The 12,635-nt window shown below is 72.5% G+C and carries 10 protein-coding genes; 5 read left to right on the forward strand and 5 right to left on the reverse strand.

Annotated elements, in window-relative coordinates; all coding sequences use genetic code 11:
• The first annotated feature begins 38 nt into the window (after positions 1-38).
• From ACIBU0_RS12800 to ACIBU0_RS12810, 3 genes are all read left to right on the forward strand, one after another.
• Entirely contained in the window at positions 39-3,650 is a 3,612-nt protein-coding gene (locus tag ACIBU0_RS12800; RefSeq protein ID WP_398815996.1) for an NB-ARC domain-containing protein, read from the forward strand.
• Positions 3,651-4,132: 482 nt separating this feature from the next.
• The gene (locus ACIBU0_RS12805; protein ID WP_398816000.1) at positions 4,133-5,170 is read left to right on the forward strand and encodes a YbhN family protein; all 1,038 of its coding nucleotides are present in this window, start codon (positions 4,133-4,135) and stop codon (positions 5,168-5,170) included.
• 69 nt (positions 5,171-5,239) lie between these two features.
• Positions 5,240-5,926, forward strand: a complete 687-nt coding sequence (locus ACIBU0_RS12810; protein ID WP_398816003.1) for a protein-L-isoaspartate O-methyltransferase — start codon at positions 5,240-5,242, stop codon at positions 5,924-5,926.
• A gap of 38 nt (positions 5,927-5,964) precedes the next feature.
• Here ACIBU0_RS12810 and ACIBU0_RS12815 read toward each other — a convergent pair whose 3' ends face one another.
• From ACIBU0_RS12815 to ACIBU0_RS12835, 5 genes are all read right to left on the reverse strand, one after another.
• On the reverse strand, positions 5,965-6,714 hold the full coding sequence (locus tag ACIBU0_RS12815) for a PP2C family protein-serine/threonine phosphatase (RefSeq protein ID WP_398816005.1): 750 nt from the start codon (positions 6,712-6,714) through the stop codon (positions 5,965-5,967).
• Between the two features lie 124 nt (positions 6,715-6,838).
• Complete coding sequence (msrB, locus tag ACIBU0_RS12820) at positions 6,839-7,246, reverse strand: peptide-methionine (R)-S-oxide reductase MsrB (RefSeq protein WP_398816008.1); 408 nt, start codon at positions 7,244-7,246, stop codon at positions 6,839-6,841.
• 13 nt (positions 7,247-7,259) lie between these two features.
• A complete protein-coding gene (gene murC, locus ACIBU0_RS12825; RefSeq protein ID WP_398816012.1) occupies positions 7,260-8,648 on the reverse strand; it encodes a UDP-N-acetylmuramate--L-alanine ligase in 1,389 nt (462 codons plus the stop codon).
• Positions 8,649-8,734: 86 nt separating this feature from the next.
• Positions 8,735-9,208, reverse strand: coding sequence for an indole-3-glycerol phosphate synthase (locus ACIBU0_RS12830; protein ID WP_398816015.1), 474 nt, complete (start codon positions 9,206-9,208; stop codon positions 8,735-8,737).
• Between the two features lie 117 nt (positions 9,209-9,325).
• Positions 9,326-10,198 carry a pyrimidine reductase family protein gene (locus ACIBU0_RS12835; RefSeq protein ID WP_398816018.1) on the reverse strand — a complete coding sequence of 291 codons (873 nt, stop codon included), beginning with the start codon at positions 10,196-10,198 and terminating at the stop codon, positions 9,326-9,328.
• Positions 10,199-10,882: 684 nt separating this feature from the next.
• Between ACIBU0_RS12835 and zapE the strand changes: the two genes are divergently transcribed.
• Together zapE and ACIBU0_RS12845 are read left to right on the forward strand one after the other, a co-directional pair.
• A complete protein-coding gene (gene zapE / locus ACIBU0_RS12840; protein ID WP_398816020.1) occupies positions 10,883-11,995 on the forward strand; it encodes a cell division protein ZapE in 1,113 nt (370 codons plus the stop codon).
• Positions 11,996-12,187: 192 nt separating this feature from the next.
• Positions 12,188-12,592, forward strand: a complete 405-nt coding sequence (locus tag ACIBU0_RS12845) for a hypothetical protein (RefSeq protein ID WP_398816022.1) — start codon at positions 12,188-12,190, stop codon at positions 12,590-12,592.
• The last annotated feature ends 43 nt before the right edge of the window (positions 12,593-12,635 follow it).

Raw genomic sequence — 12,635 nt, forward strand, 5'->3', positions numbered from 1 at the left:
GATGCCTGGGGCGGGTCCTCACGCCGGACGGGGCACCCATGGGCACCTGCTTCCAAGTGGCTCCGGCCGTTCTCGTCACCGCCTGGCACGTGCTCGCGGACCTCGGATGCGAGCGAGTCGGCTGCGAGGTGCTGACGGACGCCCTCGACGGTTCGTCGGTCCAGGCTCCTTCGCAGGTCGTGGCCGCCGATGCCGTACGGGATCTGGCAGTGCTGCGCCGTGCCGAGCCCCTGCGGGAGTCCGTCGGCGGGTGGGCTACGTCGGACACCGTGACACCGCTCACCAAGGTGGTGGTCACCGGCGTCGCCGAGGTGGACGACCCCGGGCACGATTACGAGTTCCTGCAGGCCATGGGCGAGTGGCGGGGCGGGACGGTGCGCGACGGCGTGGCCCTGGGCAGACTGGCGTCCCCGGACGTGATGCGCGGCATGAGCGGCGCGCCGGTGGCCCGCTTGGACGACGGGCTCGTACTCGGCGTGGTCTCTGCGCGCTACAACAGCGCGGACAACTGGCTGCGGGACTCGGTCTGGGTCGCCAGGACCGAGGATCTCACCCGGCTGCTCGAGGACCGCGCGGTGGTCCCGGTACGGCGCCGGCTCGTGCTCGGCGACGAGGTCGGCGTCGTCCGGTACGCGGGCAGTGCCGCCGCAGTGCCCGTCGGGCGCACGCCGTCGGGGACGGTCGGTCCCGTGGAAGCGGCCCATGAGGCCCGCCTCGTTCTCAGAGCACTCGACGACTCCTGTCGTGGTGCGGGTGGGCTCGACGATGCCGTGGAGCATCTTGTCTCCCGTGCGTGCGGCACCGGTTGGAACGGGCGCCGGGTCGAGGAGCTGCACCGCAGACTCCGCCTGCGCGGCCTGGAGCCGAGGGTGCTGCTGCCGCGCCTCGCCGGCCACGAGGAGGCCGTCCACCGCTGGTCGGCGCCGCTGCCCGGCACGGACCCGGACCGTGAGGTGTCGGAGGACGCGGCTCGTGTCTTCCTGACCCGCCTGCGCCAGGTCCTCGCGGAGGAGCTGGAGGACGGCGTCCTCGCCGGCCTCTCCCACTCCTGCCGGACCTTTCTGCGCGAGGCCGTCACGGACGGGGACACGATCCCCCTGTCGGGCTTCCTGCACGCGCTGTCGGACCACCTGACACCGCTGCGCTCCGCGTCGGTCGAAGCCGTACCGCTCGCTCCCGCGACCGTCGCGGCACCCACCGGTGGCGAGCGCGAGGACGGCGAGGACCGGAGCTCGTCCCCTCCCAGACCTGTTCCGGGCCGGCCCGAACTCGCCGCCGTCGCCCGGCAGATGTGCCGGTTGCCCGCGGCCGATCCGTGCGTCGCGGGACGCGAGCGGGTCGTCTCGGGCGTCGTCGCCGCCATCGACCGGCACATGACGCGGCACGGCGCGGCGACCGCGTTCCTGTGCGGGCAGCCCGGAGTGGGCACGTCCGTCGTCGCCGTCGAGGCGGCCCGTGCGCTCACGCCCGCCTTCCCCGGGGGAGTCCTGTACGTGGATCTCCACGGCCTGGTCCCGGACTCCTGCCTGAACGCCCGGACAGTGGTACGGGTGGTCTCCGAAGCCCTCGGTCTCGACCTGGGCGCGCAGCCCATGGACGACGCCCGGATGATCGCCTCGCTCAACGCCCTCCTGCACGACCGGCAGGTGCTGCTCGTGCTGGACAACGCCCGGGACGCCGCCCACGTAAGACCGTTCGTCAAGGCTCCGGCGGGCTGCGGCGTCATCGTGACCTCGCGCGACCGCGCCCAGGACTATGCGGACCGAGGACTCGTCTTCGAGGTCGGGCCGCTGGAACGCGGCGCGTCGGTCGAGGTCCTCACCCGCTGCTCCGAAGGGCGCGACCACGCGGCCACGGACGACGGTTTCACGACCGCCCTGCACCGGATGGCGCACCTGTGCGCAGACCTGCCCCTGGCGCTGCGCATCGTCGGGGCGCGCCTCGCACAGCCTTCCGGCCCTCAGCCGTCGTACCTCGTCCAGCTCCTGGAGGAAGAGTCGGCGCGACTGGACGCCCTCTCCTACGGGGATCGCGCCGTCCGGCTGGCGATCCGGCTCAGCCACGACGCCCTGGAGCCGGCCGCGCGCCGGATCCTCCGACTGGTCACCGCGGCGCCGGGGGCTGCGGTGACCGGGGCCGAACTCGGACACTGTCTCAGTGCTCCCGCCCTGCGCCAGGAGCTCCTGCTCAACCGGCTGGTGGACCGCAGCCTTGCCCTCCGGGACATGGTCCGCATGCCGGCCGGGGAGCTGCTCGCGACCTTTCGCCTGTTCGACCTCGTACGACTGTTCGCCCTGGAGAGACTGGACGAGGACGAACCGCCGGACGTCGTGCGCGAGTTCCAGCGCGCCTCGGTGTCGTATCTGTGCGCCCGGCTGACGGAGATCACCAATCTGGAACACGGGGCGCAGCTGTCCGGCGAACTCGATCCCACACGCTTCCACGCCGCCCAGCGGCTCGCGCAGGACAACGAATGGCTGGACCTGGCCGCGGACCTGGCGATCGGCCTGCACGTCCTCTACACGGCGCGCGGCGAACTGGACGCCATCGTCGGTGTCAACGACGACCGCATCGCGCTGCATCTGCGGCAGGGCCGGCCGGAGGAGGCCGTGAAGGCCTGTCTGCTCAACGCCGAGACGCTGCGTTCGGCCCAGGCCGCGGCCCAGGCGGCGGACGCCGCACGCCAAGCCGCCGGGATCGCCCGGGAGTACGGGCTGACCGACCGGGTCGCCGAGGCGGAGTTCATGCTCAGCCTCATCCTGTGGGACGAGGAGAAGTGGGTCGAGTCCCTCGCCGCGGGTGAAAGGGCGGTCACGCTGCTCGCCTCGGCCGGGCAGTCGGCGGCGGCCGTTCCCGTCGCGATCAACAACTGCCGTACTGCTCGCCGGATGGAGGACGTCGCTGCCGCCGTGCGGTGGGGCCGTACGGCCACGGACCTGGCGGAGCACCGGAGCACTCCCGAGGTGCGCGCCATGGCGCTCAACGCACACGGCCTCGCCGAGGAGGAGGCGGGCAACGACGAGACGGCTCTCGTCCTCTACCGCCGCGCCGCGGCCCTGTGGGAAGCGATCGGCAACCACAACAACGCGGCCCTCGATCACGCCAACGCCGCCTACCGGGCCCAGAGCCTCGACGATCCGGCCACCGTGGTCCACCTGTTGCAGCATGCCGCGGAACTGTGGCAGCGGGCAGAGAACCATCCCAGAGCCTTGGAAGCCCTCGTCGATCTGAGTTCCGTGTACGCCGCCGAGGGCTCCCACGAACAGGCCGCACAGGTACTCGCCCGCGCCGAACGCCTCGCCCTGGGCGCCGCCTCGGAGGCCCCCGCCCTCCTGCGCTGCGAAGTCCTCGTACGCAACGCGGCGGTCCTCCTGTACGTGGACGACACGCCCGGAAACGAACTGTCGAGGGCGGACGGCGCGGACGGGGACGTCTCCGTGCTGTCGGAGGTGACGAAGGACGACGAACTGGCCAGGGTCCACGGCGTTCTCGGCCGCCACCGGACGGGCGACGTCACCGTCCGCGAGGCCCGCAAGGAGGTTCTTTCCCTGCTCACCACCCGTGCCCGCCACCAGGCACCGCGCAACGATCCCTGGGTGTACGAGCACCTGGGCGAGGAAGCCCGGGAACGCCCCGCGCTGGGCACCTGAGCGGCGGCACGCGCTTCGCGAGGGCCACTGGATGCGGGGCCGATCCCAGGCGTTCCGGAACGCATGACATCGGTGCGGAAACCCATGCCGGACGCGTGACCTACCGGCCTGGCACGTCGCCCGCCCGCCGACGCCGCTTCCGTTCCCGGACACCACGGCGTCACGTCGACCGGGCACGTTTCCGTCGTCCCCTCCTGCCTCGCCCTCTAGGGGGTGTCTTCTGGATCATGCCGGCGTCGCGGGCCCCGGCACGCACACCTACCGCGTTGTCGTCACTCTCCCCCACGCTCGAACCGAGCTCGCGCCGGGGGGACCCCCATCGCTCCGCGTCGCCTCCCCCCCTCCGCCGCGCAGCTGCACGCACCAGACCCCGCTCGGCCTGGCCACAAGGAGCCGTTCCTTGCAGCCGATCCGATCCAGAAGACACCCCTAGCCGTCCGCCCCGCGTCCGCGCGGGTGGTACGCGGAAGGACGACCGCGCTGTGTCCTCGCTCCCGCTCAGCGATCTCCCCGGACCGCTGCCCGCCACGGCCGCCCCCGCTCCGGCCCACTCCCCCCTCTCGCCCACGCACTGCACCCGCTTCTCCCGCGCCCACCTCACCCGCCACGCGCTGATCCTGCTGCCGCTCCTGCTGGTCGGGGCGTGGGCGGCGGCCGACTGGCGCACCTTCCAGGGCGGGGCCGCGCGGCTCGCCTCCGCCGACCCGTGGTGGCTGCTCGCCGGTCTCTTCTTCACCTGCATGGGCTGGGCGGCCGCCGCGTGCGTCCGCCAAGGGGCCCTCCCGGAACGGCTGCCACCGGGCCTGCTGCTCGCGTCGCAGTTCGCGGCCGGCGCCGCCAACCAGGTGCTGCCGGCGAGCATCGGCGCCCACGCCGTCACCCTGCGCTTTCTCCAGGGCCAGGGCATATCCCTGGCCCGGGGCACCGCCTCACTCGCCCTGTACTCACTGGTCAAGCCGATCGCGAAGACGCTCGTCCTGCTCGGCTTCCTGGTGGCCTTCCCCGACCTGCTGCACCTGGGCGAACTCGTCCCGGACGGGCGGACGTCGCTCCTGGTCGCCGTGGGTGTGGCGGCCACCCTCGGCACGGCGGGCGTCCTCGCGGCGGCCGTACGACCGCTGCGGCGCCCTCTGGTCTGCTTCGTCCGCACCGCCCTGACCGACGCGCGGGCCCTGCACAGCCGGCCCAGCCGCGTCCTCGCCCTGTGGGGCGGGGCCGCCGCCACCCCGCTGCTCCAGGCGAGCGTGATCGCCTCGGTCGGTTTCGCCCTCGGCCTGCCGCTGTCCTGGACGCAGGTGACCCTCGCACTCCTCCTCGCCGGCACCGCGGTGGGCGCCGTGCCGGCACCCGGCGGCATCGGCCCCGTGGACGCGGCCCTGGTCTTCACGATGGTCACCTTCGGTGCCCCGACGGGCCTCGCCGCGGCCACCGTCATCGGCTACCGCGTCCTGACCGTCTGGGTGCCCCTGCTGCCCGGCGCGCTCGTGCTGTCGGTCCTGGTCCAGCGCAAGATCCTCTGACGGGTTCCAACCCCGATCTACGATGAGCTCACGGCCGTTTCCGCCCACCGCGTCGACAACGCTCCTCCCGTGAGTACCGTGAGCTCCGCCCCCAGGGATCCAGCGGACCTCGTGCGGGCCCTCAGCACCGCCGGGATCCGGGACGCACGGCTGCTCGAAGCCGTACGGACCACACCGCGGGCGGCCTTCGTGCCGGCCGAGCACGTCACCGACGCCTACCGGGACGTGCCGGTGGCCATCGGGCAGGGGCAGGTCACCACACAGCCGTCGCTGTCCGCGGTGATGATCGAGAGTCTCGGCCTGACGGGCGGCGAGCACGTCCTGGAGGTCGGCACCGGTCTCGGCTTCCAGACCGCACTGCTGGCCCGCCTGGCCGCCGACGTGGTCAGCATCGAGATACGGCCCGGCATAGCCCGCCGGGCACACGCCAACCTCGCGCGACAACGCATACGGAACGTGGAGCTGCGGGTCGGCGACGGCAGCGGCGGGGTACCGGACCGGGCGCCGTACGACGCGGTCGTCGTGTCGGCCGCGTTCCCCGAGGTGCCCGCCCCGCTGGTCGCGCAGGTCCGGCCGTCCGGCCGCCTGGTGCAGCCGATCGGCCCGGGCGGGCACGAGCGGGTCGTCTGCTTCCTGCGCACCGGGTCGGGGCTGGAACCGTGGCGGACGCTGACGGCGGCCCGGTTCGTCCGGCTGCACGGCCGGCACGGATATCCGCAGGACGAATATCCGCAGGACGAAGACGATCTCCCTTGAGGGACAGGCGCGATCGCGGGACCGGGGATTCCAGGGGGTCACTCGTCGGAGACGCGGACGACCGCCACCGTGATGTTGTCGGGCCCGCCCGCCTCGATGGCGGCCTTCCACAGCTCGAAGGCCGCACGGCCGTCGTCGTGCTCCCGCAGGATTTTGTCCAGTACGTCCGTGGGAACCGGGTCCGTCAGCCCGTCCGAGCAGATCAGGTAGCGCTCCCCCGGTGCCCTGGGCTCGGCGGCGACATGGGGCTCGACGGGGCGGTAGCCGAGCGAGCCGCCCAGGCACTGGGTGACGAGGGACGTGACCTGCCCGGCCGGGTGCGGCGGGCTGTCGTCGACGCTGAGCTGGCGCAGTCCGTCGCCCGGGGACGCGGCGAAGACCCGGCTGTCGCCCACGTTGAACACCAGCACCGAGTCCGGCAGTACGACGACGCCGGCGACCGTCGAGCCCATGCCGGCGAGGTCGCCTCCCTGCTCCCCGCCCGCCGCCTGGTACACGGCGCGGTTGCAGAGGTTCAGGGCGTCACGGACGGCGACCTCGCTGCTCAGGGCGGGACCGAGCGCCGCGAGCCGGCGGACGACGAGGGCACTGGCCACATCACCGCCGGGATGCCCGCCGAGCCCGTCGGCGACGGCGACGGCCAGCGGCGTGCCGAGCGGGAAGATCAGGCTCTGCGGATTCTCGGTCACGGTGGCGCACAGCGTCCACGGCCCGGCGACGAGGCTGTCCTCGTTCCGCTCGCGCAGCAGCCCGGGATGACTGATCGCACTCACTGCGACGTACGGCATGCGGCGCCACCGCCTTCCCGCACCGGGCAGACCACCGGGGCCGGAGCTCCCCTACGAGTCTAGGAACACCGGCATCCGGCATGCCAACGCGGCCGGACCCCGCTCCCGCGGGGCCCCGCCCGGGTCAGCCCTCGTCCGGCGTCAGCCGCAGGGAGATGCTGTTGATGCAGTACCGCTGATCGGTGGGCGTCGGATACCCCTCGCCCTCAAACACGTGACCGAGATGCGACCCGCACCGCGCACACCGCACCTCGGTGCGCACCATGCCGTGCGAGCGGTCCTCGACGAGCTCCACCGCGTCGGTGTCCTTCGGGTCGTAGAAGGACGGCCAGCCGCAGTGCGACTCGAACTTGGTGGTGGAGGTGAAGAGTTCGGCACCGCAGGCACGGCAGGAGTAGACGCCCGTCGTCTTGGTGTTGGTGTACTCACCGGTGAAGGCCGGCTCGGTGGCGGCCTCCCGGAGGACGGCGTACTCGGCCGGGGTCAGCTCCGCGCGCCACTGCTCGTCCGGCTTTTCGACGTCGTACGACATGAGTCCTTGCCCCTCACTTCGCCAGGCGGTCCAGGATGAGCGGGCCGAGGTCGGTGACATCGCCCGCGCCCATGGTGAGAACGAGATCACCGGGCTTCGCCATTCCCGCGATCAGCGAGGGCACCTCGGACTTGTCGTGCACCGCCGTCACCTCCGCGCCCGCCGCCCGCGCCGCCTCGATGACCAGGTCGCTGGTGATCCCGGGGATCGGGTCCTCGCGGGCCGGGTAGATGTCGAGGACCAGGGAGGCGTCCGCGAGCGCGAGGGACTCGCCCATCTCCTTGCCCAGTTCCTGCGTGCGGGAGAAGAGGTGGGGCTGGTAGGCGACCAGGATCCGGGCGTCACCGGCGGCCGCGCGCATGGCCTCCAGGTCGGCCGTCATCTCGGTCGGGTGGTGGGCGTAGGAGTCGATCACCTGGACGCCCGCGGCCTCGCCCTTCAGCTGAAGGCGCCGCTTGACGCCGGTGTAGGCCGCCAGCGCGGGGGCGAGTTCGGCGGCCGGCACACCCAGTGCCGCGCCCGCGGCGAGCGCGGCCACGGCGTTGAGCGCGTAGTGGCGGCCGGGGACCGAGACCGCGAAGGTGAGCTCCTGGCCGTCCAGAACGACGGTGACCTGGCTCTTCAGCCCCTGCGCCAGCACGGACAGGACGCGTACGTCGGCGTCCTGAGCCTCGCCGTACGTCACCGTCCGGACGGTGCCGGCCACCCGGCGGGTCAGTTCCCGCGCGCCCGCCTGGTCCGCCGAGATCACCAGGGTGCCGCCCTCGGTGATGCGGTCCGCGAACTTCTCGAAGGACTCGTAGATCTCGTCCATCGAGGCGTAGTTGGCATGGTGGTCGAGCTCGACGTTCAGGACGATGGCGACGTCCGGTGCGTACTTGTGGAAGCTGCGGTCCGATTCGTCCGCCTCGGCGACGAAGATGTCGCCCTCGCCGTGCAGGGCGTTCGAGCCGGGGGCGTCGAGGTCACCGCCGATGGCGTACGACGGCTCCAGTCCCAGTTCGGTCAGCGAGACCGCCAGCATCGACGTCGTGGTCGTCTTGCCGTGCGTACCGGCGACGGCGATCGGGCGCAGCCCGTTCATCAGCGCGGCCAGCGCGTCGGACCGGTGCACCACGGGGATGCCCAGCTCGGCGGCGCGGACCAGCTCCGGGTTGTCCTTCCGGATCGCCGACGACACGACGACGCAGCTGGCGTCGTCGGCGAGGTGCTCCGCCGCGTGCCCGATGTGCACGGTCGCACCCAGCGCCCGCAACGCCTGAGCGGTCGCGGACTCCTTGGCGTCGCTCCCGGCGACCTTGGCCCCACGCTGAGCCAGGATCTTCGCGATGCCCGACATTCCGGCCCCGCCGATGCCGATGAAGTGCGGTCGGTCCATGGCGGTGGGGATGCCGGGTGCCATGTGTGTCTCCCTGTGCGTGCTGGTGCGGCGGACGTTCGATGCCGACCCTAGTACTTTCCGGCACCCTCTTCGGCACCGCCGGCCGGCTAGGCCTTGCTGTGCGAGAACAGCTTCAGCACGGGCACCCCCACCTTGTGCCGCGCCCTCGACGCCCAGTCCCGGTGGAAGAACTCCTCCACGTAGTGCGGGTCGGTCAGCACGATCACCTCGTCCGCGCCCACCTCGTCGACCACGGCCCTCAGCGCGTCCAGTGGATGATCCTCGATCAGCCGCCCCTGCGCCTCGCCGCCGGAGGAACGCAGCGCGGTCAGCGACACCTCCAGCGCCCGCTGCCCGGTGCTCAGCGCCTCCTCGCCCTCGGGGGTCTTCCCCTCCCGCACCGCCTCGTCCAGCTCGCCCAGCGCGATGTCGTCGATGGCGCGCAACAGCCGGTCGGCCTGCTCACCCCGCGGCTGGAGCAGCACGTGGAAGGAGACCTGCTCGTCCCCGTGCAAAGTGGTGACGAACTCCACGTCGGCGGAGGTCAGGGCCTTCTCGATCATCAGAACGCTTGTGAACACGGGAGCCCCTTCTGCGGAAACCATCCTGCCCCGTGCTCGCACGGGGCTGCGAGATTCAGTGTGCCCGGCGGAAGCCAAGCGGAACGGTTGATTCCGCCGTTTACCGGACCAGCGCCCTCACGACCGCTGGTACCGCCCGAACAGGAAACCGCCCTCCTCCAGCAGGGACACCAGCTGAAACCGTTTCGGGACCGCCACCGAGGGCCCTCCGGCGATGCGCTGGGCGTCGCCGGCGGTGAGCATCGGGGAGATCGTCAGACAGAGCTCGTCGAGCACCCCGGCGGCCACCAGCTGCCCGAGCAGCCGTGGCCCGCCCTCGGTCAGCAGCCGGGTGTGGCCGAGTTCGGCAAGGGCCTGGACGGCACGCACGGGGTCCACGCCGACGCCGTCACCGGCGATCACCACCTGCGCACCGGCCTTCTCGGCGGCCGCGATCCGGTCCGGCGCCGCGGCTGCGCCCGTGAGGATCAGGGTGGGGACGGTGGGCGAGGTGAAGAGCGGAAGGCTGTAGTCCAGCTCCAGGCTCGCGCTCACCACCGCGATGGCCGGCGCGGGCCCCTGCCCGGCGGCCTCGCGCGCCTTTGCGAACTCGGCACGCGCGCGTGCCGGACGGTACCCCTCCAGACGTACCGTTTCGGCACCGACGATCACGACGTCCGCCAGCCCCCGCAGCGTCCCGAAGATCCGCATGTCGGCGGCGCAGGAGATGGGCTGCGAACGCCCGTCGTGCTGGGCGGCCCCGTCCAGCGTGGACACCATGTTGGCCCGCAACCAGGGCTGCCGTCCGTCGGGCCCGGCCTCGGGGTACGCGTAGGCGGCGGCGAGCTCGGCGAGGCTCCACTCCCGGTCGACCAGATCGGCCCCGGGGAACGCGCCCGCCCGCTCGGCCTCCCGTCGTTCGCCACCGGCGCCGGACGGGCCGGAGACGCCGGACGCGCCGACAGTCGGAAGCCCGATCGCCTCGAAGCCGGGAGCACCGGACACAGGCATCGCGGCCCCTTCCTCGGCGCCCACCGGCCCGCCGACCTCGGCCGCCCCGCCCGCCGGCGCGGTCCCGGACGTGGCGGGAGCGGCGCCGCTCGGACGACCGTCCGCCGTGGCCGTCCCGGCGTCCCCGGCATCCCCGGCTCCCTCCCGACGGCCGCCGGCCCGTTCGGCCCGTCCGGCGTCGGGGCCCGCCCCGCGGATTCCCGCACCTGGTTCCCCAGCTGCTTCGCCGGGCCCACCCGGCACGGAGGCTTCACCGGAATCCGCACGCTCCGACTCTCCGCCGGAGGCACGGGCCCCCGGCGCCCCGCGCCCTCGATCAGCGCCCCCCTCCGCCGCATCACCGGCCCCCGGGAAGGCCCCGGCCCCAGAAGGCCCACCATCGGACCCACCGGCCACAAGACCCTCTTCGACAGCTCCCACCCCCTCTTCCCCGGCCGGCCCGCCGGAGGCCCTCGCTGCTGTTTCATCGGTCACAGGGAACAGGCGTCGCATGTCATGGAGTGTGGCACGGCACCCGGGGCCTACCCGGCAGGCCCGACAGGGGTCGCGGGCCCCTGGCACGCCCATCTGCGGCGTTGTCGTCAGTCGCCGGCTCCCCCGTCGGCCCCGGCTCGCCTGCGCTGTGAGGGGAACCGCATCCCTCGGTCCGGTCGGACTGCCGGGCAGGCCCTAGCATGGTGAACCGTGTCGTCCTCCTCCGCCGCGTCCAAGTCGAGCCCGATAGCCGAAGCGAGCCCGCTGTCCCTGTGCGCCCGCGAGCCGCACGTCCCCGCGGACCGGCTGGTCGCCGAGATGGTGCCGCCGCCGCGCTTCGACTCGGTCCGCTTCAGCACCTACATCCCGGACCCGAACCAGCCCAGCCAGACCGAGGCGGTCCGCGTCCTGGAGGGCTTCGCCGGCGGGCTCGGCGGTGCGCACGCCAGCGGTGCCGGGAAGACGGGCCGGCGCGGCTTCCTCGGTTTCGGCAGGTCCAGGGCGCCCAAGGCCCCGGCAGGGCCCCGCGGTGTCTACCTCGACGGCGGCTACGGCGTCGGGAAGACCCACCTGCTGGCCTCCCTCTGGCACGCCACCCCGGCCGAGCCGTCCCTCAAGGCGTTCGGCACCTTTGTGGAGCTGACGAACCTCGTCGGCGCCCTCGGCTTCCAGCAGACGGTGCAGACCCTCTCCGGTCACCGCCTGCTGTGCATCGACGAGTTCGAGCTGGACGACCCGGGCGACACCGTCCTCGTGTCGACGCTGCTCGGCAAGCTCGTCGACGCGGGCGTCGCGCTCGCCGCCACCTCCAACACCCTCCCCGGCAAGCTCGGCGAGGGCCGCTTCGCGGCGGCCGACTTCCTGCGCGAGATCCAGGGCCTGTCGGCGCACTTCCGCCCGCTGCGCATCGACGGCGAGGACTACCGCCACCGCGGCCTGCCCGAGGCGCCGGCGCCGTACTCCGACGAACAGGTGACCAAGGCGGCGTACGCCACCGAGGGCGCCTCGCTCGACGACTTCCCGCACCTGCTGGACCATCTGGCCCGCGTCCACCCCAGCCGCTACGGCGCGCTGACCGACGGCCTGAAAGCGGTGTGCCTCACCGACGTACAGCCCGTTCCGGACCAGTCGACCGCCCTGCGGCTCGTCGTGCTCGCCGACCGGCTCTACGACCGTGAAGTCCCCGTCCTGGCCTCGGGGCTGCCCTTCGACAAGCTCTTCAGCGAGGAGATGCTGAAGGGCGGATACCGCAAGAAGTACTTCCGCGCCATCTCGCGCCTCACCGCCCTGGCCCGCGACGCCAAGGGCCTCGTCACCGCCTGACACCGCCCGCTTGTCAACTCCCCCAGGTCAAGGGGGAGTTCAAGCCATGCCACCCGCGCATTTCAGGCTCTCTTCAGCTCGAAACGCTAAGTTAACCCTGCAAACAACTTTGCCGGGCTAATGTGTTTCTTGACCAACGGTTGACCAAGCGTTGGCTCGCGCAAAAGGTGTGGACTGTCTGGAGGGAGGCGCATGTTCCGAGGTACGACGGCCCGGACCGTGGTTTCGCTCCTCGCCGCCGTCCTGCTCGCCCTCCAGTTCTTCGCACCCACCGCATCCTTCGCACACGCGCACACGGCCAGTCAGGCAGAGGCCAAGGCCTCGCCCGGAATCAAGCTCTCCGGGAAGGCGCTGCGCGACGAAACCCTGACGTCACGTCACTGCATACGGTCGGGCGATGGGGACCCGACCGGTCCACTGCGCACCCGTGACCGTCAGCGCTCTGCCGACTCCGGGACAGCGGCGCCCTACCGGCCCCTGCTCACCCGGGACCCCGCGTCCGGGCACGAGCCGGCCACAGCCGGCGCCTCGCAGGAACGCACGTCGAGACCCCCGGCGTCCCGCACTCCGGCCGCGCTTCAGGTCTTCCGCTGCTGAGAAGCACAGCCTGAGAAGCACAGCAGTTCCCCCCACCTGTCAT

The organism is Streptomyces sp. NPDC049627 (genome assembly GCF_044465645.1).
Lineage (GTDB): Bacteria > Actinomycetota > Actinomycetes > Streptomycetales > Streptomycetaceae > Streptomyces.